The sequence below is a fragment of the Stenotrophomonas maltophilia group sp. P373 genome, assembly GCF_053295075.1.
This window is the reverse complement of record NZ_CM129994.1, coordinates 3400331-3426849: the sequence shown is the minus strand read 5'-3', so window position 1 is coordinate 3426849 and position 26519 is coordinate 3400331. Positions and strand designations below refer to the sequence as shown.

The following is a 26519-nucleotide window of genomic DNA, read 5'->3' as shown; positions in this document are numbered from 1 at the left end:
CATCGCAGATTCGCATCCGGGGGGTTCCCATCCGAGAAATAGCTGCCATCATGGGCGCGGGGAAATCCAGGGGGAGGCGTGCCGGGGTTGGCACGCAACCTGCGTTGATCCACCCGCAGGGGGCAGGACCCGCTCAGCTGGCCGCTGACCAGACCGATCCTGTGCTCTGAAATCAACCACCACTTATCTTGGGGATGTACCAAAATGAAGAACCAGAAGGGCTTCACCCTTATCGAACTGATGATCGTCGTTGCGATCATCGCCATCCTGGCCGCCATCGCCCTGCCGATGTACCAGGACTACGTGGCCAAGTCGCAGACCGCTGCGGGTCTGGCTGAAGTCACCAGCGGCAAGACCGCTGCTGAGGTCGCACTCAACGAAGGCAAGGATTTCGCTGATCCGGCTGACATCGGTCTGAAGGTTTCGACCCGTTGCCCGACCGTCACCGTGAAGGGCACCGCCTCTTCCGGTGCAGCCTCGATCGCCTGCACCCTTGCTGGTAACTCTCAGGTGAAGGACAAGACCATCACCCTGACCCGCGCCACTGCTGACGGTACTTGGACCTGTGCCACGACCGTACTGAAGAAGTACGCCCCGACGGGCTGCACCGGCGCCTAATGCGCTCCGGAAGAAGCCCCGCGAAAGCGGGGCTTCTTTCGTTTGGAAGGGCGATAACTCACTCATGAGCTGGGGGAGCCATGAAGCGAACTAGGGGTTTCACACTGATCGAGCTGATGATAGTAGTTGCCATCATTGCCATCCTGGCAGCTATTGCATTGCCGATGTATCAGGATTACGTGGCCAAGGCTGATTTGGCCGCAGCTTTGTCGGATATCCGGCCGGGTAAGACCACGATGGAGTCCGTTGCCCAGGACAACCAGAACGCATCTCTGGTTAACGCGGAATACATTGGGCTCAAGCCGAGTACGAGGTGTTCTGCGGTTTCAGCGGAACTGGCGACGACGGGCGCGGGCAGCATCACGTGCACTCTCGTTGGAGGGGCGCCAGTATCGGGCAAGAATTTGGTCCTCCGTCGCGCAGCCGACGGCACCTGGACCTGCGACGGCAGTGCCTTCGAAGCGCGCTATCGCCCAACCGGCTGTTGATCACACTTCGGCCTGCCAATGGGATGTCGGCGGGCCGTTGACGGGGCTATCATCCCGGGGGGAGTCAGGATCGTGCCTGCCGGGCTGGGAGTGCCGGGCGAGGCAGTCATGCTGAAGGATTGGCGTCGTCGTCGGCCAGCGGGTCGCGGCAGGTTCTGCTGCCCTGTGCGGTGCCCTTGGAGGGCGCGCCGCACTGCCTGACCCATGATGAGCCAAGGATTCATATGAACGCCGTAACCACCGCCAATCTCGTCGGCATCACCGGCTTGGCCCGTCGCCTGGTCCAGGATGGTGCGCTGGACGAGGCTTCCGCCCGCGACGCCATGGCCAAGGCCGCTGCGGCCCGCCAGCCGCTGCCGACCTGGTTCGCGCAGAACAAGGTGGTTGGGGCTGCTCAATTGGCGGCCGCCAATGCGGTCGAGTTCGGCATGCCGCTGTTCGACGTGTCCACGTTCGACGCCAGCCAGAACGCGATGAGCCTGGTCAGCGAGGAGCTGCTGCGCAAGCACAACGTGCTGCCGCTGTTCAAGCGCGGCGGCAAGCTGTTCGTGGGCACCAGCAACCCGACCCATTCGCTGGACGAGATCAAGTTCCACACCAATCTGGTGGTGGAGCCGATCCTGGTGGATGAAGACCAGATCCGCCGCACGCTCGAGCAGTGGCATGCCAGCCATGACACGCTGGGCGACGCGCTGGGCGGTGACGACGATGGCATGGGCAACCTCGATGTTGCAGCCGGAGACGAGGATCTCGGCGCCGGCGGCGACTCCGGCATCGATGCCAAGGGCGACGACACCCCGGTGGTGAAGTTCGTCAACAAAGTGCTGGTGGACGCGATCCGCAAGGGCGCCTCGGACATCCACTTCGAGCCCTATGAAGACGACTACCGCGTGCGCCTGCGCATCGATGGCCTGCTGAAGATGGTCGCGCGCGCGCCGGTGAAGTTGAACCAGCGCATTGCCGCACGCCTGAAGGTGATGGCGCAGCTGGACATCGCCGAGAAGCGCGTGCCGCAGGACGGACGCATCAAGCTCAACCTGTCCAAGACCAAGCAGATCGACTTCCGCGTGAGCACCCTGCCGACCCTGTTCGGCGAGAAGGTGGTGCTGCGTATCCTGGATGGCAGCGCGGCCAAGCTGGGCATCGACAAGCTGGGTTACGAGCCGGACCAGCAGAAGCTGTTCCTGGAAGCCATCCACAAGCCGTACGGCATGGTGCTGGTGACCGGCCCGACCGGTTCGGGTAAGACCGTGTCGCTGTACACCGCGCTGGGCATCCTCAACGACGAGACGCGCAACATCTCCACCGCCGAAGACCCGGTGGAAATCCGCCTGCCCGGTGTCAACCAGGTGCAGCAGAACAACAAGCGCGGCATGACCTTTGCCGCGGCACTGCGCTCGTTCCTGCGACAGGATCCGGACATCATCATGGTCGGCGAAATCCGCGATCTGGAAACGGCCGAGATCGCGATCAAGGCGGCGCAGACCGGCCACATGGTGCTGTCCACGCTGCATACCAACGACGCGCCGCAGACCATCGCGCGCCTGATGAACATGGGCATCGCGCCGTACAACATCACCAGCTCGGTGACGCTGGTGATCGCGCAGCGCCTGGCGCGCCGGCTGTGCAACAACTGCAAGCGCCCGGCCAACCTGCCCGAGCATGCGCTGCTGGCCGAAGGCTTCACCCAGGCGCAGCTGGACGCGGGTATCGAGCTGTACGAGGCGGTCGGCTGTGATGAGTGCACCGAGGGCTACAAGGGCCGTACCGGTATCTACCAGGTGATGCCGATGACCGACGAGATCGCCACGATCGTGTTGGCTGGCGGCAATGCGTTGCAGATTGCCGAGGCCGCGCAGCAGATCGGGGTGAACGATCTGCGCCAGTCGGCGTTGAAAAAGGCCGCTGCGGGCATCACCAGCCTGGCCGAGATCAACCGCGTTACCAAGGATTGAGGTAGATCCACGCCATGCGTGGAAGCCGCGATGCATGAGGTTGCCGGCCAGCGGCCGGCACTACCACATTGGTGGGTAGATCCACGCCATGCGTGGATGCCGCGATGCATGAGTTTGCCGGCCAGCGGCCGGCACTACCAGGTTGGTGGGCCCGCGTCGGGCCCTGTCCTTACTCCATGCCCAACTTCTTCAGCTTGTAGCGCAGCGCGCGGAAGGTGATGCCCAGCTGCGCGGCGGTGCGGGTCTTGTTCCAGCGGTTTTCTTCCAGCGCGCGCTGGATGGCGCTGCGCTCGAGCTGTTCGATGTACGAGGGCAGGGCGGCGTTGCCGGGCTGCAGGTCAGCCACGGCTTCGGCATGTGCTGCGCTGCCGGGCGTGCGCGGGGCATGTTGCGGCAGGCGCAGGTCGTCGGCGCCGATGCGGTCTTCTTCGGCCAGTGCCAGTGCACGCTCCAGGATGTTCTCCAGTTCACGCACGTTGCCGGGGAAGGCGTACTGGGCCAGTGCGTCCAGTGCCGACGGCGCCAGCAACGGCGTCGGGCGGCCATGGCTGCGGGCCAGCCGTGCCAGCACCGACGCGGCCAGTTCCGGCAGGTCCTGGCGACGCTCGCGCAGCGGCGGCACCCTCAGCTCAATCACGTTGATGCGGTAGTAGAGGTCGTGGCGGAAACGGCCGTCCTCGACCAGCTCGGCCAGGTCCTTGTGGGTGGCCGAGAGGATGCGCACGTCCACCGGCTCCTCGGTGGCGGCGCCGACCGCACGCACCGACTTTTCCTGGATCGCGCGCAGCAGCTTCACCTGCATCTGCAGTGGCAGCTCGGCCACTTCGTCCAGGAACAGGGTGCCGCCATGCGCGGCCTGGAACAGCCCGGGCTTGTCGGCGTGGGCGCCGCTGAAGCTGCCCTTGCGGTGGCCGAAGAATTCGCTCTCCATCAGCTCGCCGGGAATGGCGCCGCAGTTGACCGGCACGAACGGGCCGGCCGCGCGGGCACCCTGGGCATGGATGGTGCGCGCGACCAGCTCCTTGCCCACGCCGGATTCACCGAGGATGTAGACCGGCGCCTGGCTGCGCGCGACCTTGCCGATGGTGGTACGCAGCACGTCCATGGCCGGCGAATCGCCGAGCAGGCGCGCCCCTTGTTCGGCGGCGGGGCCGGGCACGGGGCGCTCGGTGTTGTTGAGTTCCAGCGCGTGCTTGACCAGGCCACGCAGCACGGCGATGTCCACCGGCTTGCTGACGAAGTCGAAGGCGCCGGCCTTCAGCGCTTCCACCGCCAGGTCCATGCTGCCAAAGGCAGTGATCATCGCCACCGGCGTGCGCGGGTAGTGCTGGGCGATCTCGCTGACCAGCTCGATGCCATTGCCGTCGGGCAGGCGCATGTCGGTGATGCACAGGTCGTACGGATTGCTGGCCAGCAGTTCGCGCGCTTCGGCAAGGTTGGCTGCGGTACTGATGCGCAGCCCCATGCGGCCGAGCGTCAGGACCAGCAGTTCGCGGATGTCGCGTTCGTCGTCGACGACGAGGGCGCTGCGGGTTTCGTTCATGGGCGTGAAAGATAAACGAGGGGGCTGGAAGCGACAAATGTTTGACGCACAGAATCGAGATCAGGTGGGCAACAGCGTATGCGGGCCGGGCAGCACCAGGCGGAAGCAGGAGCCTCCAGCGGGAACCGGGATGTAGTCCAGCCGCGCCTGGTTGGCTCGGCACAGCTCGCGGGCGATATACAGGCCCAGCCCGGTGCCATGCTCGGACGTGGTGAAGAACGGCCGGAACAACTGTGCGGCGACACTCTCGGGAATACCGGGGCCGCGATCCATCACGTCGATGACCGCACTGCGCTCGTGCTGCGCCACGCGCAGGCGCACCCGCGCCGGCTGCTGGCCAATGCGGCCATATTTGAGCGCGTTGTGCACCAGCACGGTCAGCACCTGGTAGAGGTGCTTGCTGTCGACCTGGGCCAGCACCGAGGTGTCGTTGATGATCGGCTCGATGCTGTCGGTCTCCAGCGTCTGCCCCTGCTTGTACTCCAGCACGAAGCGGCGCACGAAGGCGGCCAGGTCGACGTTTTCGGGCGTGGCGCGCTCGCGCCGGGCCAGGCCCAGCACGCTTTCGACGATGCCGTTGGTGCGCTGGCACTGCTGGCGGATGATCTGCAGCAGGCGGCGGTCGCTTTCGTTGAAGCCGGTGCCTTCTTCCAGCAGCTGCACCGCGTAGTTGATCGCGGCCAGCGGGTTGCGGATCTCGTGGGCGAGGCTGGCCGAGAAGCGCCCCATTGCTGACAGGGTGAGCGACTCGGCACGGCGCGAGACCACGCTGGAGTCGTCCAGGAACACCAGGGCCAGCTCGCTGCCGGCCAGCAGGCGCGCAAAGCGGGGCTGCACTTCGGGCTGGTCGGGGTTGAGCTGCAGCGGCAGTTCGTCCTGCGCCCAGCCGTTGCGCCAGCGCTGCAGGCGACGGGCCAGTTCCGGGGCGGCGCTGGCCAGGTCCAGGCGGCCGCTTTCGCCGCTGCCGTCGCTGTCACCGAGCAGCATCGAGGCGGCCTCGTTGGCCAGGGTGACACGGTTGTCGGCGTCGACTACCAGCACGCCGGTGCGCATGCGGCGGATGATCAGCTCGTTGATCTGGAACAGGTTGGCTACTTCGTCGCCGCGCTGGTTGGCCAGCTGCTGGTTGCGACGCGCGCGGCTGCCGACCTGGTAACTGATGAAGGCCAGCGCCAGGTAGCTGGTGGCGAACATGGCCAGTTCGGCCAGGGTACGGGTGGGATCGCCGCCTTCCAGCAGCTTCCAGGTGTATTCCACGCCGGTGGCGAGGCTGGCGGCCAGTGCCAGGCCCAGCCCCAGGCTGAGCGGCAGCAGGGTGGCGGCAGCGGCGATGTTGAACAGCAGCGACATCGAGATGCCGGCGCTGGCACCCGGCAGGGCATGCGACAACAGGGTGGCGGCGACGATGTCCACCAGCACGCCGCTGACCACGATCGGGCGCAGCCAGCGTTCGTTGCGGCCGATCACCAGCGCCAGCAGCGACAGCACCAGGTAGATGGCGGCGACGGTGTCGGCCAGCCGCGGGTGGTGGGCTTCGCCGACCATGGCCGACAGCGGGCTGTAGAGCAGGGCGGCGATGACCGAAGCGATCAGCACCCGGTACAGCGCGAAGAAATACAGCTCACGCCGCGGAATCGATTCGATGCGGTCGATCAATGAAGCACTGGGTGACACGCCGGAACTCCCCTTCTGGCTGCCTGGGTCTGGAATCTGCGGCGGGCCTGCCCGGCGTCCCCTGAGGCCGGGCGGTACGTCGCTTCGATGTGGCCTGCGGTGGAAAACCGTCGAGCACCCCCGACGCTACACACCCTGGCTGACCAGTATAGGGCCCCCGGCAGGGGCCCGCCGCTGCGGCCCGGATCGCGCATTTGGCCTGGGGTGGATACCGCTGGCCAGCCGGCCCCCGGGCGCAACTGCCTGAATGACGGCGGAAATCTGGCCGGGTCTGGCGTTTTGTACAGACTTCTTTGCGCCCCGGCGCCGGCTCGGCCACAATAGTGGGCCCGCCGCGGTCCGTGCCGGTGCCTCTTCCAGGGGGCCCTGAGGAATTGCGTGCGGTCGTTCCTATTCCCACGGTGACGCATGAATTTCCACGAATACCAGGCAAAACAACTGCTTGCCGAATACGGCATCCCGGTCCCGGCCGGCAAGGTCGCGGCGACCCCGGACGAGGCGGTTGAAGTCGCCCAGTCGCTGGGCCAGGGCCCCTGGATGGTCAAGGCGCAGATCCACGCTGGCGGCCGCGGCAAGGCTGGCGGCGTCAAGTTCTGCAAGACCGTCGACGACGTGAAGGCCGCAGCGGCCAAGATGCTCGGCACCAAGATGGCCACCTACCAGACCGCCGGCGTCGAGCTGCCGATCAACCTGGTGCTGGTGACCACCGCCGGTGAGATCGTCAAGGAGCTGTACCTGTCGGTCCTGGTGGATCGCGGCACCCGCACCATCAGCTACATCGCCTCTTCCGAAGGCGGCATGGAAATCGAGCAGGTCGCTGCCGAGACCCCGGACAAGATCCACACCCTGAACGTGGACTTCGTCGAGGGCGTGCAGGGTTACCACGGCCGTGACATCGGCTTCAAGATGGGCCTGACCGCCAAGCAGGCCGGCCAGTTCGCCAACATCATGGTGAACCTGTACCGCATCTTCAACGAGAAGGACCTGGCGCTGGTTGAGATCAACCCGCTGGCGATCCTGGACGATGGCAACCTGTACGCGCTGGACGGCAAGTTCAACAGCGACGACAACGCCAACTTCCGCCACAAGGAACTGGTCGCGATGCGCGACAAGTCCCAGGAAGATGAAACCGAAGTGACCGCTTCGGAGCTGGACATCAACTACGTCACCATGGACGGCAACATCGGCTGCATGGTGAACGGTGCCGGCCTGGCCATGGCCACCATGGACGTCATCAAGCTCAACGGCGGCGAGCCGGCGAACTTCCTGGACGTGGGCGGCGGTGCGAACAAGCAGCGCGTCATCGAAGCGTTCAAGCTGATCCTGTCCTCGGACAAGGTTGAAGGCATCTTCGTCAACATCTTCGGCGGCATCGTCCGCTGCGACATGATTGCCGAAGGCATCATCGCCGCCGTGAAGGAAGTGGGCGTCAAGGTTCCGGTCGTGGTGCGCCTGGAAGGCACCAACGTGGAAGAGGGCAAGCAGCTGCTGCGTGACAGCGGCATGGCCATCATCCCGGCTGACAACATCAACGACGGCGCCAAGAAGGTCGTTGAAGCGGTCAAGAACGCCGCCTGATCCACGACACCGAAGGAAATTCCCATGTCTGTTTTGATTAACAAGAACACCAAGGTGATCGTGCAGGGCTTCACCGGCCAGCAGGGCACCTTCCACGCCACTCAGATGATCGAGTACGGCACCCAGGTTGTTGGCGGCGTGACCCCGGGCAAGGGTGGCACCACCCACATCGACCTGCCGGTCTTCAACACCGTTGCCGACGCCGTGCAGAGCACCGGCGCCAACGCTTCGGTCATCTACGTGCCGCCGCCGTTCGCGGCCGACGCGATCCTGGAAGCTGCGGCTGCCGGCATCAAGGTCATCGTCTGCATCACCGAAGGCATCCCGGTGCTGGACATGCTGCGCGTGAAGAACGTGCTGACCCGTTCCTACCCGGACACCGTGCTGATCGGGCCGAACTGCCCGGGCGTCATCACCCCGGGCGAGTGCAAGATCGGCATCATGCCGGGCCACATCCACAAGCCGGGCAAGATCGGCATCGTGTCGCGTTCGGGCACCCTGACCTATGAAGCGGTCAAGCAGACCACCGAAGTCGGCCTGGGCCAGTCCACCTGCATCGGCATCGGCGGTGACCCGATCAACGGCCTGAACTTCGTCGACTGCCTGAAGCTGTTCAACGAAGACCCGCAGACCGAAGGCATCATCATGGTCGGCGAGATCGGCGGTGACGCCGAAGAAGCCGGCGCCGAGTACATCAAGAACCACGTGAAGAAGCCGGTCGTCGGTTTCATCGCCGGTGCGTCGGCTCCGGCCGGCAAGCGCATGGGTCACGCGGGCGCGATCGCCTCGGGCGGCAAGGGCACCGCGGAAGGCAAGTTCGCCGCGATGGAAGCGGCTGGCGTGGTCACCGTCCGTTCGCCGGGCGACCTGGGCGCCGCCATCGCCAAGCTGGTGAAATAAGATCGACTGCCTCGCGCAGACGACGCTGTAGAGCCGGCCGCTGGCCGGCTGCCTGAAACAGAAGGGCCGCCTTTGGGCGGCCTTTCTGCGTCTGGCATGCGGTCAGACCCCTTTTGCCATGCAAAAGGGATCTGACCCCGGCGTTACAATGGAAGCATTGCAACCACAGGCTGGATTCCCATGGCTTCGATCCGCATCGCGATGGCGCAGTTCGACTTCCCAGTCGGCGACGTCGCCGGCAACACCGAGCGCATCATCGAGATGATCGGCCAGGCGCGCGATGAGTACGGCGCCGAGCTGGTGATGTTCCCCGAGCTGGCGGTGAGCGGCTACCCGCCGGAGGACCTGCTGCTGCGCCCGGGTTTCCTGTACGAGTGCGAGCAGGCGATGACCCGCATCGCCACCGCCTGCCGTGGCATCACCGCCGTGGTCGGCTGGCCGCAGGCGGCTGGCGCGGTGGTCTACAACGCTGCCAGCGTACTGCGTGACGGCCTGGTCGAGCAGACCTACCGCAAGCGCGAACTGCCCAACTACGCGGTCTTCGACGAGCGCCGCTACTTCGACGTCGATCCGGATGGTGGCAGCTGCGTGTTCGAGGTCAATGGCATTCCGGTCGGCCTGCTGATCTGCGAGGACCTGTGGTTCGCCGAGCCGCTGGCCGACACCACGCGCGCGGGTGCGCAGCTGGTGGTGGTGCCGAATGCTTCGCCCTACGAGCGTGGCAAGCACGCGCAGCGCGACGCCGTGCTGGCCGCGCGTACCCGCGAGAGCGGGGTGGCCATCGCTTACCTCAACGTGGTGGGCGGCCAGGATGCGCTGGTGTTCGACGGTGCTTCGGTGGTGGCGGATGGTGATGGCACGGTGCACCCGGCCGCTGCTGCCTTCGTCGACCAGTGGCTGGTGGTGGAGTATGACGGTGAGACCCGTCGCTTCATGCCGCATGTGTGGATGGACGACGGCGACGAGAGCATGGACGCGCTGGCCTGGCGCGCGGTGACCCGTGGCATCCAGGACTATTGCCGCAAGAACGGCTTCAGGAAGGTGTGGCTGGGCCTTTCCGGTGGCATCGACTCGGCCCTGGTGCTGGCATTGGCCGTGGATGCGATGGGCGCGGAGAACGTGACCGCCGTGCGCCTGCCCTCGCGCTACACCGCCGGCCTGTCCAACGACCTGGCCGCCGAGCAGTGCCGGGCGCTGGGGGTGAAGCTTGAGGCTGTGTCGATCGAGCCGGCGTTCAAGGGCCTGATGGAATCGCTGGCGCCGATGTTCGAAGGCACCGCGCCGGACGTGACCGAAGAGAACCTGCAGTCGCGCAGCCGCGGCGTGATCCTGATGGCGCTGGCCAACAAGTTCGGTGGCCTGCTGCTGACCACCGGCAACAAGAGCGAGTACGCGGTCGGCTACGCCACCATCTACGGCGACATGTGCGGTGGCTATGCGCCACTGAAGGACCTGTACAAGACCGAAGTGTTCGGCCTGTCCAAGTGGCGCAATACCGTGGGCGGCGCACCGGTGATCCCGCCGGCGGTGATCAGTCGCCCGCCGTCGGCCGAGCTGCGCGAGAACCAGCTGGACCAGGACTCGTTGCCGGCCTATGACGTGCTGGACGGCATCCTCTACCGCTACATCGACCAGGAGCAGTCGCGCGGCGAGATCGTGGCCGCCGGCTACGACGCAGCCGTGGTCGACCGCGTGCTGCGCCTGGTGCGCATCAGCGAGTGGAAGCGGCACCAGGCCGCGCCGGGGCCGAAGGTCTCGCGCCGCGCGTTCGGCCGCGAGCGGCGCTACCCGATCAGTAACGGCTACAAGGGCTGAGGCAGCGCTTGGCGGGTCGTGCCGGCCGCTGGCCGACAACCCGTTGGCCCCTCCCCGGTGGGTGCGGAGCTTGGTCCGCACGATGGTCGAAGATCATCCACGCTTGGCGTGGATCTACCGGACTCCGTCGAGCAACTGTTCGAGACCGGCGGTTTCCGCAGCGTCGTTGAAGGGATCGTCCCCCAGTCGCGCACGTACGAACCGCAGGCCATCGGCCGCCGCTGCGTCCAGCGTGCCCCGGTGGTCGACGGGGTAGCGCCGGAACGCGACCGGCTCGCCTCGCAGGGCCAGCCCAGCGGCGTACAGCAGGGTGGTCAGGTAGGGCACATCGCGGTCCTGGCTGCCATGGCCCAACATCAGCGGTTGGCTGAAGCCGCGGCGCGGTACGCCGAGATAGTCGTACAGCACCGCCCAGATGCCCGGCACGCTGGCCAGCGGCTCAGTGAACATGCTGCCGGTGTCGGTGCCGTCCAGCGTGGTGGCCAGTTCGCCCAGGCACTGCTCGCGTGCCACCGCCACCCGCGCGCGGCCTTCATCGCTGAGGACGCGGTCGATCTGCGGGGCGACCTGCAGCAGGCCATCGAGCAGATACGCGTGATACGCGTTGAGCGCGCCCGGATTGGCGGTGCGGTTGTCCGGCTTCATCACCAGCGCGGTCAGTTCGACTGCGGTGGGCGTGCCGGTGGTGAAGCTGCCGCGGTACTGCAGCGACGGTCCGCCATAGGTGGGGGCGATGTGGCCTGCCGTGAGCGCGGCGGCACCACCCTGCGAATGGCCGACCGAGACCCAGCGCGGCGACAGCGTCCCGTTGCCGAGGTACTGGCGGCTGGCCTTGATCATGTCGATGGCGTTGCGCGCGGCAGTGCGCACATGCAGATAGGCATGGTCGCCTGAGCTTCCGAGGCCCTGGTAATCCGCGGCGACCACTGCATAGCCCTGTGCCAGGAACCGATCGAGAAAGCGCCCGTCGCGTTCGGGTTGGTAGGGGCCGGAGACCGAGGGCGCACAACGATCCGCAATGCCCTGGGTGCCATGCGCCCACGACACCACCGGCCAACCGCCGAGGGGCGGCGTGCCGGCGGGCAGGTACAGCAGGCCGGTGCCTTCGGCCAGCTGCCCGCGGTGGTCAGGGGTGCGGTAGTGCAGTTTGTAGGCCTGGGCGGCCTGGGACGGCACCCAGGTGGCGCGATAGGGGGCTGCGGACAGCAGTTCGCCCGCTGCGTCCTGTGCGGCGGCCGGCGGCGCCGAGGTCAGCGCCAGCAGCGCGATGGCGAGGAGGCAGGACAGAGGGCGGATACTGCAGCAGGGCAGACGGGCCATGGGGCGCTCCGTGATGGCCGGTGTGGCCGTGGCGCTGCAGTGTGGATGGCCGTGCCCGGGCAGGCTGCGACCGGCGTCGCATCCGCCGTGGATTCGTAGCATTCCTAGGTGCCGGCCCCGGCGCGGGGAGGCGGACGAGGAAAGCAGTCGAGCATGGCTTGACTCTACAAAGAAGAAGGGCCCCTTTCGGGGCCCTCGCTTACTTCTTTTCCAGTCGCGCGTTGCGCTGGCCGGTGCTGGCGGACTTCTCGCCGGCGAACGGGTTCAGCTTGCGGATCATCCACGGGTACTTCGGCCACTTGCCTTCCAGCCACGGGTGGTCCGGCTGGTTCAGCTGCAGGACGCGGCGGGCGTCGTCGGCCAGGGTCTTGTTGCCCAGGTGGGTGTAGGAATCGGCCAGCACGGCCACGGCGTCGTACTGGAAGGCGCTCTGCGGGTAGGTTTCCAGCAGGTAGTTGGCGCGGCCCACGGCTGACACCCAGGCGCCGCGGCGCATGTAGTACAGCGCGTTGTCCAGCTCGTGCTGGGCGAACACGTCACGCAGCTCCAGCATGCGCTGGCGCGCATCGGCGGCGTAGCGGCTGTTCGGGTAACGATCAACCACGATGTTGAAGTCCGAGTACGCCTGGTGCGGCGTGGACAGGTCGCGGCGGCTGGCATCCAGCGACCATACGCGCCGCAGGAAAACCGTACTGCGGTTGGAGTTGGCCAGGCCGCGCAGATAGTACAGATAGGCAATGTTGCGGTGGGTCGGGTAGGTACGGATGAAGCGGTCGATGCTGGACACCGCGTCATCGTGCTTGCCGGCCTTGTACTGGGCGTAGGCGGTTTCGATCATCGCCTGCTCGGTGTACGGACCGTACGGATACTGGGCCACCAGACGGCGGAAGCTGGCTTCGGCGCCGCTCCAGTTGCCGCCCTGCATCAGCTTGTGGCTTTTCTCGTACAGCTGTTCGACCGGCACGCCTTCATCGGGGCGATCACCCTTCTTGGCGCCGCGATGGCAGCCGGTTGCGGCGATGACCAGCACCAGCAGCAGGGCGGTGAGGCGGACGGGCGCGGAGAGCATGGCGGAGCGTCGGATCATGGGGTCGAGGCGGGACGCGGCTGGAATACGAAGGGTCGATGATAGCCTAGTGTCCTGTCCAGCGACTGAAACCGGCCGCCGGGACCCCAAAATTTCAAAGAATGCCCCCTGCCATGTCTGAACAACCCTCTGAATCGGCCCGCCAGGCCATCGTCCCCGACACCGCCGCCGGCCGCCGTTTCGACGCGGTCGTGGCCGAACTGTTCCCCGAATACTCGCGCTCGCGGTTGACCGAGTGGATCAAGGCCGGGGAGGTCCTGCTGGACGGTGCCCAGGTGCGCCCGCGCGATCCGCTGCGCGGCGGCGAGGTGGTGACCCTCAACGCGGTGCTGGAAACCCAGACCGATGCCCAGCCGGAGGACATCCCGCTGGACGTGCTGTTCGAGGACGAGCACCTGCTGGTGATCAACAAGCCGGTCGGCCTGGTGGTCCATCCGGGTGCCGGCAACCACAGCGGCACCCTGGTCAACGCGCTGCTGTTCCGCGATCCGTCGGTGGCGGTGCTGCCGCGCGCCGGCATCGTGCACCGCCTGGACAAGGACACCAGCGGCGTGATGGTGGTGGCCAAGACCCTGGAAGCGCAGACCGCGCTGGTCGAGCAGCTGGCGGCACGTGACGTGCACCGTCAGTACCTGGCCATCGTGATGGGCGCGTTGGTGGCCGGTGGTACAGCCGATGCCCCGATCGACCGCCACCCGCGCGACCGCCTGAAGATGGCGGTGCGTGAGGACGGCAAGGAGGCGGTGACCCACTACCGCCTGCGCGAGCGCTTCCGGGCACACACCGCGCTGGAGTGCCGCCTGGAAACCGGCCGTACCCACCAGATCCGCGTGCACATGGCGCACGTGCGCCATCCGATCATCGGCGACCCGCTGTATGGCGGCGCGCTGAAGCTGCCCAAGGGCGCCAGCGACGAGCTGGTGGCCGCGCTGCGCGGCTTCAAGCGCCAGGCCCTGCACGCCGAGACCCTGGAGTTCATGCACCCGATCACCGGTGAACCGGTGCGCAACACCGCGCCGGTGCCGGAGGACATGCTGCACCTGATGAAGGTGCTGCGCGAAGACAGCGAAGCCTTCGCCGCCCGCGAGCGGGACCGCTGGTGATGGCGGCCGCGCTGCCGTTGCTGCAGGCCGACTGGCCGGCGCCCGCAGGCGTCCATGCGCTGACCACGCGCCGGCACGGTGCGGGCATCTCGCCGGCGCCGTTCGCGCAGTTCAACCTGGGCAACCGGCACGCGGCCGATGGTGATACCCCAGCCAACGTTGAGCACAACCGCCAGCTGCTGCAGCAGGGGCTGGCGCTGCCGTCGGCACCGCACTGGCTGCGCCAGGTGCACAGCAGCACCGTGCTGCGCTTCGATGCACCGCCGGCGCCCGGCGCGAGCGAGCCGGTGGCCGACGCGGCGGTAACCTCGGTGCCGGGCGTGGTGCTGGCGATCCTGACCGCCGACTGCCTGCCGGTGGTGTTCGCCGCCGCAGACGGCAGCGAGGTGGGCGCGGCCCATGCCGGCTGGCGGGGGCTGGCCGACGGCATGCTGGAGGCCACGGTGGCCGCCATGCAGACGTCGCCGGCGCAGCTGCGGGCCTGGTTGGGCCCGGCCGCCGGGCCGTCCGACTATGAGATCGGCGAGGAGGTCTATCACGCCTTCGTCGGCCATGATCCCGCTGCTGAGCGGGCGTTCGTCGCGACCCGTCCCGGACACTGGAAGGTGGACCTGTTCGCGCTGGCGCGGCAGCGCCTGCAGTCTGCGGGGATGGACCCGGCACAGGTGTATGGTGGCACGGTGTCGACGATGGCCGACCCGGACCTGTATTCGCATCGGCGCGATCGTCGCACCGGGCGCATGGCGACCCTGGCCTGGATCGCGCCCTGACTGCGCCGCTGTTCGCGCGTGTGCTGGGGCCGGCCTTTGCCACCCTGGCAGGACCGGTGCAGGCGCTGCATGCCGCGCCGTTGCCCTGCCGCTACGTGGGGCGGGCGCGTATCGTGAGGGGGCGGCACTGGCTGGTGCCGCTGCTGGCTGCGTTGGCGCGGTTGCCACAGGACGGTGACGCGCTGCCCACCGAGGTGGCGTTCAACCGCTACCGGCAGGGCGAGCAGTGGGCGCGGCGGTTCGGCCGCTGGTCAATGGTGTCGCGGCTGTGGGCGCACGAAGGGTATCTGCGCGAGCAACTGGGCGCGGTGCGCTTCGAGTTCGCGCTGCAGGCCCGCGACGGTGGTATCGACTGGTCGGTGCGTCGGGTCTGGGCGTTCGGGCTGCTGCCGCTGCCGACGCGTTGGTTCGGCGGTGTGCGCTGCCGTGAAGCCTGGCAGGGCGAGCGCTACACTTTCCTGGTCGATGTGACGCTGCCCTGGGCCGGAGCCCTGATCCGCTATGAAGGTTGGCTCGAACCGCAGTGACGCTGCCGCCGAGGCTGGCAGCGCGGTGGTCGTGTTCGATGGCGTGTGCGCACTGTGCAATCGCTGGGTTCGGTTCCTGCTGCGTTTCGACCGCAGGGGGCGCTACCGCTTTGCAGCGATGCAGGGGCAGAAGGGCAGCGCGATGCTGCGCGCGCACGGGCTGGATCCGCAGGACCCGATGTCGTTCCTGCTGCTGGATGCACAGGGTGCCTGGACCGACACCGATGCGATCCTGCGCGTACTTGCGGGGCTGGGCGGCGCCTGGCGCCTGGCCGGCGTGCTGCGGCTCGTGCCGCGCGGCTGGCGTGATGCGGCGTATCGCGCGCTGGCACGCAACCGCTACCGCTGGTTCGGTCGGCATGACACCTGCCATCTACCCGCACCGGAACAGGCCGCGCGGTTCCTGGATTGACGAAAAAGGGGACGGAGGGGATTAAGTCGTTTGTGCATAAACGACTTAATCCCCTCCGTCCCCTTTTTTCTTCAGCCTTCCAGCGCGTCGAGGTAGCTGCGGCGCCAGTGGTTGATGTCGTAGGTGCGCAGATGTTCCATCATCGCGTGCCAGCGTTCCTTGCGCCTGCTCAGTGACATCGTCGCTGCGGTGGCGATCGCATCGGCCACGCCGTCGAGGTCGTGCGGGTTCACCAGCAGTGCCTGCTTCAATTCGTCGGCGGCGCCGGCCAGCAGTGACAGCACCAGCACGCCGGGATCCTCCGGGTCCTGCGAGGCCACGTATTCCTTGGCCACCAGGTTCATGCCATCGCGCAGCGGCGTGACCAGGCCGACCGCCGCCGCTCGGTAGAAGCCGGTGAGCGTGGCATGGGTGAAGTTCTGGTTGACGTAGCGCAGTGGCGTCCAGTCCGGCTCGGCGTGGCCACCGTTGATGTGGCCGGCGATCTGTTCCAGTTGGCTGCGCAGCTGCCGGTACTCGGTGACATCGCCGCGCGAGACCGGCGCAATCTGCAGGTAGGTGAGCGAGCCGCGCTGGTCGGGGTGACGCTGCAGGTAGCGTTCGAAGCCGAGGAAGCGTTCGGGCAGGCCCTTGGAGTAATCCAGGCGATCCACGCCGATCGCCAGCTGGCGGTCCCGCAGGCTGCTGCGCAGGTTCTTCACTGCGGCCTTGGTCGCGGCGGTGCCGGCCTGGCGTGCGATCAGGTCGGTGTCGATGCCGATGGGGAAGGCCGCCGCGCGGAATCGGCGCCCACCGGGTGCTTCCAGCTCACCGTTGTCGAGCACGCGGCCACCACCGAACAGGCGCAGGTACGTCTGGAAGCGATCGGCATCGCGCTGGGTCTGGAAGCCGACCAGGTCGTAGGCGTACAGCGCGGAGAACAACCGCAGGTGGTCGGGCATGGCCTGCAGCAGGTCGGCCGACGGCATCGGAATGTGCAGGAAGAAGCCGATGCGGCAGCCGATGCCGCGCTCGCGCAGCAGTGCGCCGAGCGGGATCAGGTGGTAGTCGTGGATCCAGACGATGTCGTCCTCGCGCAGCAATGGCGCGAGCTTGTCGGCGAACAGCGCATTGACCTTGTGGTAGGTCTCGCGGGTGCCGCGGTCGTAGTCGACCAGGTCCAGCCGGAAGTGCAGCAATGGCCACAGCGTGCGGTTGGCGAAACCATTGTAGTAGCCATCGACCTCGCGCTTGCTCAGGTCCATGGTGACGTAGTCGATGTCACCGTCCTTCTGCCGGTGCAGCGTGCCGCTGCCTTCCTTCACGGTCTTGCCGCTCCAGCCGAACCACAGCCCGCCGCGCTCCTTCAGGGCGGCCAGCAGGCCGACCGCCAGGCCGCCTGCGCGGTTCTCGCCGGGCACGGCCACACGATTTGATACCACGACCAGACGACTCACGATGCCTCCTGCCAGGACCGCGACAGGCGCATCGCGGCGGTGATCAGGCCGACATGCGAATAGGTCTGCGGGAAGTTACCCCAGGCCTCGCCGGTGTCGAAGGCCAGATCCTCCGACAGCAGGCCCAGGTGGTTGCGCTGCTTCAGCAGCAGTTCGAACATCTCGCGCGCCTCGTCCAGGCGCCCGATCGCCGCCAGTGCATCGATGTACCAGAACGTGCAGATGGTGAAGCTGGTTTCCGGCTCACCGAAGTCATCCGGAGCGACATAGCGGTACAGCGAATTGCCATGCTTGAGGTCACGGCCGATGGCTTCGACGGTGGCGATGAAGCGGGCGTCCATCGCGTCGATGAAGCCGATGTCGGCCAGCAGCAGCAGCGAGGCGTCCAGGCGATGGCCACCGAAGGTATCGGTGAAGTGGCCCAGCTCTTCGCTCCACGATTCGGCCATGATGCGCGCGTGGATGGTGTCGGCACGTGTGCGCCAGTAGTGGGCGCGGTCATCGCGCTTCAGCCGTACGGCGATCTTGCACAGGCGGTCGCAGGCGGCCCAGCACATCGCGCTGGTGTAGGTGTGTACCTCGGTGCGGCCGCGGAACTCCCACAGGCCGGCATCGGGTACGTCGTGCAGGGCGAAGGCCTGCTCGCCGAGGGGTTCGAGGCGGGCGAAGGTGTGCGCATCACCCGGGTCCTGCAGGCGCCGGTCGAAGAACAGCTGCGTGGACGCCAGCACGACGCTGCCGTAGACATCGTGCTGGCGCTGCACCCAGGCCAGATTGCCCCGCCGTACCGGGCCCATGCCGCGGTAGCCGGACAGGCTGGGGACCTCATCTTCGTCCAGCTTGGCTTCGAAGCCGATGCCATACAGCGGCTGCAGCGTGCCGTCGGTGGTGGCCAGGTTGAAGATGTAGCCGAGGAACTGTTCCATCGTGCGCGTGGCGCCGAGGCGGTTCAGCGCCCGCACCACGAACGCCGCATCACGCAGCCAGCAGTAGCGGTAGTCCCAGTTGCGCACGCTGCCGGGGGCTTCAGGAATGGAGGTGGTCATCGCCGCGATGATCGCGCCGCTGTCCTCGTACTGGCACAGCTTCAGCGTGATCGCACTGCGGATCACCGCGTCCTGCCATTCCAGGGGAATGGACAGGTAGCGCACCCATTCGCGCCAGTAATCGCGGGTACGCTGGAAGGCCTCCTGCACATAGCCGCTGATCGAACGGTTGAGCGATTCATCCACGCCCAGGATCAGGTGGATGGGATGGTTGAGCACGAACGGCAGGCCATCGCGCACGAAGCGCACCGGCACGTCGGTGGTCAGCCGCAGCACGTGTTCGGGCAGCACCCAGCGCACATGGTTGCTGCCCCAGGTGGATTCCGGAACGCGCGCGCCCCAGTCCGCCAGCGGGCGTGCGCGTACGGTGATGCGCGGGCTGCCAGCCAGCGGACGCACCTGGCGGATCAGGCTGACCGGGCGGTAGAAACGGTCGTTCTGGCGCCAGCGTGGGGCGAAGTCGAGGATTTCCAGTTCGCCGCCGTGCATGTCGCGCAGCACGGTGCGCAGGATCGCCGTGTTGGTCAGGTATTCCTGCTCGCTGCTGGCGAAGTCTTCCAGCTCGATGGCGAAGTCGCCACCGGTCTGCTGGTTGGGGCCGAGCAGCGCGCAGAAGGTAGGGTCGCCGTCGAAGGTGGGCAGGCAGCTCCAGACAACGCGGGCACGTTTGTCGACCAGGGCGCCGAAGCTGCCGTTGCCGACCACGCCCAGATCAAGATCGGGTTGGGTCATCACGCGGTACATCTCGGTTGCGGCCGTGGGGGTTGGCCGGGTCAATAGGCATTCTCACGCAGCCAGGCGTGCACGCTGCGTATGTCGGGCAGCGCGAACACCGCCGCGCTGGGTTCACGTTCACCCACCAGCACGCTCCAGCCATGCTGGCCGTTGGCGGCATCGAAACCGAACTCATCGGTCAGGTCATCGCCGAGGAACACCGGCAGGCGACCGCGGAAGGGCAGGTACTGCATCATCCGAAGCACCGCACGGCCCTTGTCGGTGCCGACGGGCACGAATTCGACTACATGGTCGCCGGGTTGCAGGCGGTAGCTGGCACGGCCCCGCACGTGGCGGTCGGCGAAGGCGCGGACGTCCCTGGCTGCATGCGGCGCGCCGCGCCAGTGCAGGGCCAGGCCGACACCCTTGTCTTCCACCAGCACGCCGGGATGGCCGTGGGCGAAGCGCATCGCCTGCTGGTGCAGTGCGTGCAGCCATTCGGCGGTGTCGTCATCGTGTTCGTCGCGCAGTACGCGACCATCCTGCCCACGCAGTTCATGGCCATGCAGGCCAGCAGCAGGCAGTTGCAGCGGAGCGAACAGTTGATCCAGCTGTTCGAGCGGGCGACCACTGATCAGTGCCACGGCACCTTCCAGGCGGTCGCTGATGCGGCCGATGGCTTCGCGCACATCCGGCAGCAGCTGCACGGCATCCGGGCGTGCAGCGAATTCGATCAGGGTGCCGTCGACATCAAGGAACAACGCGCAGGCGTCATCCAGCAATGGCGGCGGCGGACGCAGGGGGAGCGGTTCAGCCATGACGCCCAGCTTGCCAGCGTGGGCGTGTACGTGGGGTCGAGGGCAGGCTACGGCCTTGCTTCGGTGGGTGCCGACCGTTGGTCGGCACAAAGGGTCAGCCTGCATTGAACCCAGGCAGGGCGGACCAACGGTCCGCACCCACCGGGAGTGATTGGTCCAATGCAATCAGAACGTATAGCGGACGCGGCCGTAGTAGTACGCACCGTTGCTGCCGATCGGCGACAGCACGTCGTACGGCAGGTTGCCGAAGTAGTGGATATCGCTGTTGGATCGATCCGGATAGTTGTCGGTCAGGTTCTGCCCGCCGAGAGCCACGCTCCACTGCGGGGTGATGCGGTATTCGACTTCCGCATCCAGCTGCCACTCGGCCTGGTAGGTCTGGCGCGGGATGTAGCCGTCACCGAAGTTGAACACGCGGGTGGCGCTGCCATAGCGGTTCACGCGTGTGCTCAGCGACCAGTGGTCGTTGCTCCATGCGGCCGAGAAACTACCACGCGTGCGCGGCGTGGCGTCGGTCAGCGTGTTGGTCTCTTCGATGCCGAACAGCACGTAGTCCGGATTCAGCGCGCGCAGCTGGGCCGGGGTGGCCAGCACGTTCTTCAGCGTGGTCTTGGTATACGCATAGGTGCCGGTCAGCAGCAGCTGGCCATCGCCCAGCGACTGGCGCCAGTTGCTCACCAGCTCGGCGCCACGGGTGCGGGTGTCGGCGGCGTTGACGAAGAAGCTGGCGCTCTGCAGGCCGCTGACGCCGTAGTTGGCGGCCACGTAGTCGGTCAGTGCATCGCCGGTGATGCTCTCCGACAGTGCAATGCGGTCATCGATGTCGATCTGGAAGAAGTCCAGCGAAAGGTCGAAATGCTCGCCGATGCGGCTGGTGAAACCGAGCGAGGTGTTCAGCGATTTCTCTGGTTTCAGGTTCTGCGCCCCCAGGCCGCGTGCGATCGGATTGTTGACTGACAGCAGGCGGCCCTGCACCAGCTGGCCACCTGCGTTGTAGCCGGTGGAGGTGGACTCGTAGCCGATCTGTGCCAGCGACGGCGCGCGGAAGTTGTTGGAGATCGCGCCGCGCAGCGCGAACGCCGGGGTGAACTCATAGCGCAGGCCGAGCTTGCCGGTCAGTTCGCCGCCGAAGTCGTCGTTGTGCTCGTAGCGCGCGGCCAGATCGGTGGAGAACTTTTCGCCGAACTGGCTGGACAGGCTGGCATAGGCGCTGGCCACATCACGCGACAGGGTGGCTGCATCCTGCGGGGTCAGGCCGCCACCGGCCTGCGAACCGGTCGGGCGGTCGGTGAACGGGCCGGCCGCGTAGCTGGCCGGGTCACCGGGGCGGGTCTGGTAGCGCTCGTGGCGCGCTTCCACACCCAGGCCCAGGGTGTGGCTGATGCTCTCGCTCTGGGTGAACACGCGGCTCAGGTCGAGGTTGCCCACGGTCTGTGCGTACTCGTAATCGGCGGTCTTGAAGCGGGTCGGGCTGGTCGGGCCCAGCGAGGCGTTGAGCGAATCACGCAGGCGGTAGGTGAAGTCGTTCTGGCCGTAATCCAGGCTGCCGTCGTAGCTCCATTCGCCCCACTGCCCGCGCACGCCGGCCACGGCCTGCACGTCGCGGTTCTCACCTTCGGAGATCGGCCGGTAGCCGTTCGGATAGACCTGCTTCCAGTTGGCATCGCCATCGGGATAGCGGAAGTAGTTCGCGCCTTCGGTATCCCGCTGGTTGAAGGTACCGAACGCGTAGAACGTCGAGGTCTGGCCCACCGGGATCTCGGTGTTCAGCCACAGGTTGATGTCCTTGCTCTTGCCATCGCCCAGCACATAGTTGCGCTTGCCCTGCAGCGCCAGGTTGCCCGGGGTCTGGTCCCATGGCGGAATCTGGTCGAAGCCGGCGCGATTGGTGCCGTTGCGGTGCTTGTATTCCAGGCCGACGCGCAGGAAGCCGCCGTCTTCGCCCAGCGAAGTGCCGACCTTGGCGCTGAGGTTGCCGGTCTGGCCGTCGGTGAGGGTGCGGCCGATCGGCTTGAGGTCGGTGTGGTTGGCACCGTAGCTCGCCTCGATCTCGCCGCCGTCACCGCCGTTGTCGAGGATCACGTTGATCACGCCGGCCACGGCGTCCGAGCCGTACAGTGCCCCGGCGCCATCGCGCAGCACTTCAATGCGCTTGATCGCGCTGACCGGAATCGAATTGAAATCGACCGGGGTGGTGCCCTTGCCGATCTTGCTGTCGGTGTTGACCAGCGCGGTGTGGTGGCGGCGCTTGCCGTTGACCAGCACCAGCACCTGGTCCGGCGACAGGCCACGCAACTGCGCGGCGCGCACATGGTCGGCGCCACCGGAGTTGGACTGGCGCGGGAAGTTGAACGACGGCAGCAGCGCCTGCAGCGCGCTGCCCAGCTCACCGTTGACCACGCCCGCCTTGCGGATGTCCTCGGCGGTGAGCACATCCACCGGCGAGGTGGATTCGAGCACGGTGCGGTCGGCGGCACGGGTGCCGGTGACGATCACCGTATCCAGGTTGGTGGCGTCCTGGGCCAGGGCCGGGGCGGCGGCGGAGGAAAGCGCGAGGGCGATGGCGAGGCCGAGCGGCGACGCGGGCAGGCGGGCGGACATGGGGGCTCCAGCAACAACGACGACGGGGGAAGGGGAGATAGTTTCACTTACATCCATCCGGATGAAGCGATATATTATCTTCGCGTGATGACCGGTGCGGATGCAAGCCCCTGCCGGTCCGGCATGAGCTGATGCCCGGTTGGCATCAGCACGCCGGGCCGGTGGCGCTGTACGCTGCCGGCTCGCCTTGTCCCCCTTCCCCGGAGCTGTACCGATGAAACACCTTGGCCTCGTCTTCGCCGTGCTGTTGGCCACCAGCGGCTGCGCCAGCCTCTCATCGCAGGCGCCCAGCGCCTATGCCACGGCCACTACCGCCGAACTGAAGGGCGACGCCGCGCGCCCGTCTTCCGCGCACGGCTGGGTGCGCAGCGAGCTGTACTTCGGCGTGGGCGAGGAGCAGGGCGCCGGCAACCGCCCGCAGGCCGACACCATCAGCGACGCGCAGTGGCGCACCTTCCTGGACAAGGAAGTGACCCCGCGCTTCCCGGATGGCCTGACCGTGTTCGATGCCTATGGCCAGTGGCTGTTCCGCGGCGATGCCGCGCCCAACCGCCTGCGCACCAAGGTGCTGGTGGTGCTGCATGAGGACACCCCGCAGCGCCGCGCCGATATCGAAGCGATCCGCCTGGCGTGGAAGCAGCAGACCAGGCATCAGTCGGTGCTGTGGTCGCGGCAGCCGGTCGAGGTATCGTTCTGAGTTGAAGGTGCCGCTGCGGTGCCGCAGGGAGCAATGATGAACTACAGGGAATGCCTGCTGGGCCTGGTGTTGGCCGGCACGCTGGCACCGACGGCGCACGCCGGTGGGGACGACGGCGAAACCTTGCGCTTCCAGGTGGCCGCGCACGTGCAGGCACAGGCCGATCCCCTGGAGGACGGCAGCATTGCCGTGCAGCTGTCACCGTCGGGCAAGCGGCAGACGCTGGCCGGCGCGGCGGATGCCGACGGCAATTCGCGCTGGGGTCTGGAGGACGTCGATTTCGATGGCTACCCGGAACTGGTCGCACGCGCCTCGGTGGGCATGGTCAACGAAGCGGTGGCGGTGTACCGGTTCGATCCCGCCAGTGCCGGGTTCCGCGCGCTGCGGGCTGCAACCCACGGCAGGGAGAGCTGCGGCGAGCTGATGGGCCTGATGGTCGACCACGTGAGCCGCACCCTGACCAGCAGCTGCCGCAGCGGCCCGATGTGGTACACCGACCAGTATCGCTTTGCAGGCGCGACACTCTATCTGTACCGCGCCGAGAGCGTGCTGATGCTGGGCGATACGGTAAACGCCGCGCTGCAGTGGGAGCAGGCCGACGAGCAGGGTCCGCTGGCCGTCTGGCGCACCTATGATCCCGCTGGCCGTGTGCTGGAAAGTGCCATTGCCGATGGCCTGGGCGCACCGCCGGATGGACCGTTGCGCGGCCAGCAGGCCACCGTGGTACCCGCGCGGCTGTTCCTGTTCGACCGGCCTGGTGCGTCCAGCACCAAGCGTTACCTGGTGCAGGGCGATCGCGTGGAATTGCAGGATGAACAGAACGGCTGGGTGAAGCTGCGCTATCGCAGCCCGAATCACGGCGACGTGCTGGGCTGGATCAACGTCAACGAGTAAAAGGGGACGGAGGGAATTAAGTCGTTTGTGGCACAAGCGACTTAATTCCCTCCGTCCCCTTTTTTTGCGGAGGCATCACTTCATCGGGTCTAGCCTCGGGGGTTCCCCCGTTCGAGGATGTATCCGATGAGCAAGCGCGTAGCCGAAATCGTGGTGGACGCCCTGCAGCAGGCCGGTGTCCGCCGTTGCTACGGCATCGTGGGCGATACGCTCAACCATGTGACCGATGCGATGCATGGCAGCGAGATCGCCTGGGTGCACGTGCGCCATGAAGAAGTGGCCGCATTCGCTGCCGGCGCCGATTCGCTGGTGAGCGGCGAGTTGACCGCCTGCGCGGGTTCCTGTGGTCCCGGTGGCCTGCACTTCATCAACGGCGTGTTCGAGAGCAACCGCAACCGTGCGCCGATGGTGCTGATCGCCAGCCAGGTGGTGACCAGCGAGCTGGGCATGGAATTCCCGCAGGAAGTGGATTTCAAGGCGGTCTATGGCAGCTGCACGGTGTTCTGCGAGCAGGTGCACAGCCCGGAGCAGGCGCGACGCGTGGTGGCCCTGGCCTGCCAGGCCGCGATCAGCCGCCGTGGCGTGGCGGTGGTGATCCTGCCGGCCGATATCAGCCAGGCCGAGGTGAAGCACGACGTGCCGTTCTCGGTGCATTACACCCAGCCGGTACTGCGCCCCTCCGACGCCGAGCTGCAGCGCATCGCCGAGCTGCTGGGGCAGGGCAAGCGCATCGGCATCTACGCCGGTGCCGGTTGCCAGGGCGCGCACGCGCAGCTGCTGGAGCTGGCACGGCGCTTGCAGGCCCCGATCGCGCATACCTCGCGCGCGAAGGATTTCGTCGAACCGGACAACCCGTACAACATGGGCATGACCGGCATCTTCGGCATCGAGTCCGGCTTCCACACGCTGATGGAGTGCGACACGCTGCTGCTGCTCGGCGCCGACTTCGCCTGGGGCCAGTTCTACCCGGACAAGGCCACCATCATCCAGGTCGACCGCGATGGCAGCCACCTTGGCCGCCGCCACCCGGTGAACCTCGGCGTGGTCGGCGATATCGCACCGACGCTGGATGCATTGCTGCCGATGCTGCCGCCGCGCGAGGACGGCAGTTTCCTGGACGAGTGCATCGAGCATCGCGACAAGGCGCTGAAGAAGCGCGAACAGGAAGAGCAGCCGGGCGAAGGCGAATTGATCCATCCGCAGCACCTGACCGCGCTGCTCTCGAAGCACGCTACCGAGGATGCACTGTTCACCGCCGACGGCGGCTCGCCGATGGTGTGGGTGCTGCGCCATATCCGCGTGAACGGCCGCCGCCGCACGCTGACCAGCCTGCTGCACGGCACGATGGCCAACGCGATGCCGCAGGCGCTGGGACTGCAGAAGGCCTTCCCCGGCCGGCAGGTGATCTCGCTGTCCGGCGATGGTGGCCTGGCAATGCTGCTGGGCGACCTGTTGACCGCGGTACAGGAGAATCTGCCGATCAAGGTGGTGGTGTTCAACAACGGCTCGCTGAACTTCGTCGAGCTGGAGCAGAAGGTGGAAGGCCTTCTGGATAACTACACCGACCTGAAGAACCCGGACTTCGGCCGACTGGCCGAAGTAATCGGCTTCCATGGCCGCACGGTCACCCGCAGCGAGGATCTGGAGGAAGCGGTGCAGGATTTCCTGTCGCAGCGCGGCCCGGCATTGCTGGATGTGCACACCAGCCGCGCCGAGCTGGTGATGCCACCACAGATCGAGGCCAAGCAGGTCGCCGGCACGGCGCTGTATGCCGCCAAGGCGGTATTGAACGGCCGCTTCGATGACGTGAAGCATCTGCTGGTGGACAACTTCCTGAAGAAGTAGGGGGTGGTCGATGCAGGGCTGCGCCCTGCACCTGCAGAGGCGAAGGTCGAAGCAACAGCAACAGCAACAGCAACAGCTGGGTATCCGTGGGATGGCGGGGTGGGTCCGGTTGCGGGGGGCGCTGCAAGTCCCCCTCCGGGGCCCGGCCCAGCCGCTGGCGGCTGTGCGTTCGGGCGCTTGCGAAGCAATGCTTCGCAAGCAAAGCGCCCTCACCCATGTAAGCTCGGTCGCCGCATCCATGCGGCTCACGCCCCCGCAACCGGACCCACCCCGGCTTAGACAGATCATCGCGATCTGCCGGTAGATCCACGCCATGCGTGGATAGCGTGGAAATGATCGAATTGTTCTTGTGGAGCCGAACCGTGCTCGGCTCAGAAGCTTCGCGTACAGCAGCCGAGCATGCGCTCGGCGCTACAACGAGAGCCTGCCTTTGCTTTTGATCTTTTGATTCTCTTCCGTGGCTGGTACGCGCAGGAAACTGTGGGAGGCCGGTCGGGATGGGCTGCGCAGGACCGTTGGCGCCATGGATGGCGCCATCGAGCCCCCAGGGATGGGTTTACGGCGTGTCCTGCGCAGCCCATCCCGACCGGCCCAACTGGCAATGCCAGTCGACTAACAGTCGGCTCTACCCGCGCCCAGCCACGAGGGGCCCCGCCGTTGGCTGGAACCCATCATTCC

The 26519-nt window shown here is 66.8% G+C and carries 21 protein-coding genes; 13 read left to right on the top strand and 8 right to left on the bottom strand.

Annotated elements, in window-relative coordinates; translation table 11 throughout:
• Positions 1-204: 204 nt before the first annotated feature.
• From ACSYHF_RS15905 to pilB, 3 genes are all read left to right on the top strand, one after another.
• On the top strand, positions 205-618 hold the full coding sequence (locus ACSYHF_RS15905; RefSeq protein ID WP_075076079.1) for a pilin: 414 nt from the start codon (positions 205-207) through the stop codon (positions 616-618).
• Positions 619-698: 80 nt separating this feature from the next.
• Positions 699-1106: a pilin gene (locus tag ACSYHF_RS15900; RefSeq protein ID WP_262090268.1), complete on the top strand. Its 408-nt coding sequence runs from the start codon at positions 699-701 to the stop codon at positions 1104-1106.
• Between the two features lie 224 nt (positions 1107-1330).
• Positions 1331-3061, top strand: a complete 1731-nt coding sequence (pilB, locus tag ACSYHF_RS15895; protein WP_053499192.1) for a type IV-A pilus assembly ATPase PilB — start codon at positions 1331-1333, stop codon at positions 3059-3061.
• A gap of 169 nt (positions 3062-3230) precedes the next feature.
• Here the strand turns inward: pilB and ACSYHF_RS15890 are convergent, their stop codons facing one another.
• Positions 3231-4604, bottom strand: coding sequence for a sigma-54-dependent transcriptional regulator (locus ACSYHF_RS15890; protein WP_447575792.1), 1374 nt, complete (start codon positions 4602-4604; stop codon positions 3231-3233).
• Between the two features lie 60 nt (positions 4605-4664).
• Complete coding sequence (locus tag ACSYHF_RS15885) at positions 4665-6278, bottom strand: sensor histidine kinase (protein WP_061480577.1); 1614 nt, start codon at positions 6276-6278, stop codon at positions 4665-4667.
• Positions 6279-6686: 408 nt separating this feature from the next.
• On the opposite strand from ACSYHF_RS15885, the gene sucC reads away from it, so the two are divergent.
• The 3 genes from sucC to ACSYHF_RS15870 all read left to right on the top strand — a co-directional run bounded on the left by sucC (position 6687) and on the right by ACSYHF_RS15870 (position 10571).
• The gene (gene sucC / locus ACSYHF_RS15880) at positions 6687-7856 is read left to right on the top strand and encodes an ADP-forming succinate--CoA ligase subunit beta (RefSeq protein WP_005418614.1); all 1170 of its coding nucleotides are present in this window, start codon (positions 6687-6689) and stop codon (positions 7854-7856) included.
• Between the two features lie 24 nt (positions 7857-7880).
• The gene (sucD, locus tag ACSYHF_RS15875) at positions 7881-8756 is read left to right on the top strand and encodes a succinate--CoA ligase subunit alpha (RefSeq protein WP_005418610.1); all 876 of its coding nucleotides are present in this window, start codon (positions 7881-7883) and stop codon (positions 8754-8756) included.
• 180 nt (positions 8757-8936) lie between these two features.
• Positions 8937-10571, top strand: coding sequence for an NAD+ synthase (locus ACSYHF_RS15870; RefSeq protein WP_069139321.1), 1635 nt, complete (start codon positions 8937-8939; stop codon positions 10569-10571).
• Positions 10572-10685: 114 nt separating this feature from the next.
• Here ACSYHF_RS15870 and ACSYHF_RS15865 read toward each other — a convergent pair whose 3' ends face one another.
• Both ACSYHF_RS15865 and ACSYHF_RS15860 read right to left on the bottom strand, forming a co-directional pair.
• Complete coding sequence (locus ACSYHF_RS15865; RefSeq protein ID WP_447575791.1) at positions 10686-11891, bottom strand: lipase family protein; 1206 nt, start codon at positions 11889-11891, stop codon at positions 10686-10688.
• Between the two features lie 199 nt (positions 11892-12090).
• The gene (locus tag ACSYHF_RS15860; protein WP_032960726.1) at positions 12091-12978 is read right to left on the bottom strand and encodes an outer membrane protein assembly factor BamD; all 888 of its coding nucleotides are present in this window, start codon (positions 12976-12978) and stop codon (positions 12091-12093) included.
• Positions 12979-13091: 113 nt separating this feature from the next.
• Here ACSYHF_RS15860 and rluD point away from each other — a divergent pair, with 113 nt between their 5' ends.
• From rluD to ACSYHF_RS15840, 4 genes are read left to right on the top strand one after another with little or no spacing between them, the layout of a single operon-like run.
• Positions 13092-14081 (top strand): 23S rRNA pseudouridine(1911/1915/1917) synthase RluD, encoded by a 990-nt coding sequence (gene rluD / locus ACSYHF_RS15855; protein ID WP_083297626.1) that lies wholly within the window; start codon positions 13092-13094, stop codon positions 14079-14081.
• The gene (gene pgeF, locus ACSYHF_RS15850; RefSeq protein ID WP_111126800.1) at positions 14081-14851 is read left to right on the top strand and encodes a peptidoglycan editing factor PgeF; all 771 of its coding nucleotides are present in this window, start codon (positions 14081-14083) and stop codon (positions 14849-14851) included. The genes rluD and pgeF overlap by 1 nt, the downstream gene beginning before the upstream one ends.
• 20 nt (positions 14852-14871) lie before the next feature.
• Positions 14872-15378, top strand: coding sequence for a DUF4166 domain-containing protein (locus ACSYHF_RS15845; protein ID WP_188239674.1), 507 nt, complete (start codon positions 14872-14874; stop codon positions 15376-15378).
• The gene (locus ACSYHF_RS15840; protein WP_005418590.1) at positions 15353-15790 is read left to right on the top strand and encodes a thiol-disulfide oxidoreductase DCC family protein; all 438 of its coding nucleotides are present in this window, start codon (positions 15353-15355) and stop codon (positions 15788-15790) included. Before ACSYHF_RS15845 ends, ACSYHF_RS15840 begins: the two co-directional genes overlap by 26 nt.
• A 71-nt stretch (positions 15791-15861) precedes the next feature.
• Here ACSYHF_RS15840 and otsA read toward each other — a convergent pair whose 3' ends face one another.
• From otsA to ACSYHF_RS15820, 4 genes are all read right to left on the bottom strand, one after another.
• Complete coding sequence (otsA, locus tag ACSYHF_RS15835) at positions 15862-17226, bottom strand: alpha,alpha-trehalose-phosphate synthase (UDP-forming) (RefSeq protein ID WP_065178921.1); 1365 nt, start codon at positions 17224-17226, stop codon at positions 15862-15864.
• Positions 17223-19004, bottom strand: coding sequence for a glycoside hydrolase family 15 protein (locus ACSYHF_RS15830; RefSeq protein WP_053499222.1), 1782 nt, complete (start codon positions 19002-19004; stop codon positions 17223-17225). Before ACSYHF_RS15830 ends, otsA begins: the two co-directional genes overlap by 4 nt.
• Before the next feature lie 41 nt (positions 19005-19045).
• Positions 19046-19804 carry a trehalose-phosphatase gene (gene otsB, locus ACSYHF_RS15825; RefSeq protein WP_053499173.1) on the bottom strand — a complete coding sequence of 253 codons (759 nt, stop codon included), beginning with the start codon at positions 19802-19804 and terminating at the stop codon, positions 19046-19048.
• A gap of 165 nt (positions 19805-19969) precedes the next feature.
• On the bottom strand, positions 19970-22405 hold the full coding sequence (locus ACSYHF_RS15820) for a TonB-dependent receptor plug domain-containing protein (protein ID WP_197599136.1): 2436 nt from the start codon (positions 22403-22405) through the stop codon (positions 19970-19972).
• A gap of 214 nt (positions 22406-22619) precedes the next feature.
• Here ACSYHF_RS15820 and ACSYHF_RS15815 point away from each other — a divergent pair, with 214 nt between their 5' ends.
• From ACSYHF_RS15815 to ACSYHF_RS15805, 3 genes are all read left to right on the top strand, one after another.
• Entirely contained in the window at positions 22620-23102 is a 483-nt protein-coding gene (locus ACSYHF_RS15815; protein WP_021202058.1) for a DUF3574 domain-containing protein, read from the top strand.
• 36 nt (positions 23103-23138) lie between these two features.
• On the top strand, positions 23139-23996 hold the full coding sequence (locus tag ACSYHF_RS15810) for an XAC2610-related protein (RefSeq protein ID WP_447575790.1): 858 nt from the start codon (positions 23139-23141) through the stop codon (positions 23994-23996).
• Positions 23997-24122: 126 nt separating this feature from the next.
• The gene (locus tag ACSYHF_RS15805; RefSeq protein WP_005418578.1) at positions 24123-25841 is read left to right on the top strand and encodes a thiamine pyrophosphate-dependent enzyme; all 1719 of its coding nucleotides are present in this window, start codon (positions 24123-24125) and stop codon (positions 25839-25841) included.
• Positions 25842-26519: the final 678 nt, after the last annotated feature.

Excerpts from the sequence above, each read along its gene's own strand:
- ACSYHF_RS15890 (WP_447575792.1), bottom strand. The coding sequence starts at position 4,604 with ATGAACGAAACCCGCAGCGCCCTCGTCGTCGACGACGAACGCGACATC.
- ACSYHF_RS15860 (WP_032960726.1), bottom strand. The coding sequence starts at position 12,978 with ATGATCCGACGCTCCGCCATGCTCTCCGCGCCCGTCCGCCTCACCGCC.
- pgeF (WP_111126800.1), top strand. The coding sequence starts at position 14,081 with ATGGCGGCCGCGCTGCCGTTGCTGCAGGCCGACTGGCCGGCGCCCGCA.
- rluD (WP_083297626.1), top strand. The coding sequence starts at position 13,092 with ATGTCTGAACAACCCTCTGAATCGGCCCGCCAGGCCATCGTCCCCGAC.
- otsB (WP_053499173.1), bottom strand. The coding sequence starts at position 19,804 with ATGGCTGAACCGCTCCCCCTGCGTCCGCCGCCGCCATTGCTGGATGAC.
- ACSYHF_RS15870 (WP_069139321.1), top strand. The coding sequence starts at position 8,937 with ATGGCTTCGATCCGCATCGCGATGGCGCAGTTCGACTTCCCAGTCGGC.
- ACSYHF_RS15900 (WP_262090268.1), top strand. The coding sequence starts at position 699 with ATGAAGCGAACTAGGGGTTTCACACTGATCGAGCTGATGATAGTAGTT.
- ACSYHF_RS15865 (WP_447575791.1), bottom strand. The coding sequence starts at position 11,891 with ATGGCCCGTCTGCCCTGCTGCAGTATCCGCCCTCTGTCCTGCCTCCTC.
- ACSYHF_RS15805 (WP_005418578.1), top strand. The coding sequence starts at position 24,123 with ATGAGCAAGCGCGTAGCCGAAATCGTGGTGGACGCCCTGCAGCAGGCC.
- sucC (WP_005418614.1), top strand. The coding sequence starts at position 6,687 with ATGAATTTCCACGAATACCAGGCAAAACAACTGCTTGCCGAATACGGC.
- ACSYHF_RS15840 (WP_005418590.1), top strand. The coding sequence starts at position 15,353 with ATGAAGGTTGGCTCGAACCGCAGTGACGCTGCCGCCGAGGCTGGCAGC.
- ACSYHF_RS15830 (WP_053499222.1), bottom strand. The coding sequence starts at position 19,004 with ATGACCCAACCCGATCTTGATCTGGGCGTGGTCGGCAACGGCAGCTTC.
- sucD (WP_005418610.1), top strand. The coding sequence starts at position 7,881 with ATGTCTGTTTTGATTAACAAGAACACCAAGGTGATCGTGCAGGGCTTC.
- ACSYHF_RS15815 (WP_021202058.1), top strand. The coding sequence starts at position 22,620 with ATGAAACACCTTGGCCTCGTCTTCGCCGTGCTGTTGGCCACCAGCGGC.
- ACSYHF_RS15810 (WP_447575790.1), top strand. The coding sequence starts at position 23,139 with ATGAACTACAGGGAATGCCTGCTGGGCCTGGTGTTGGCCGGCACGCTG.
- ACSYHF_RS15820 (WP_197599136.1), bottom strand. The coding sequence starts at position 22,405 with ATGTCCGCCCGCCTGCCCGCGTCGCCGCTCGGCCTCGCCATCGCCCTC.
- pilB (WP_053499192.1), top strand. The coding sequence starts at position 1,331 with ATGAACGCCGTAACCACCGCCAATCTCGTCGGCATCACCGGCTTGGCC.
- ACSYHF_RS15905 (WP_075076079.1), top strand. The coding sequence starts at position 205 with ATGAAGAACCAGAAGGGCTTCACCCTTATCGAACTGATGATCGTCGTT.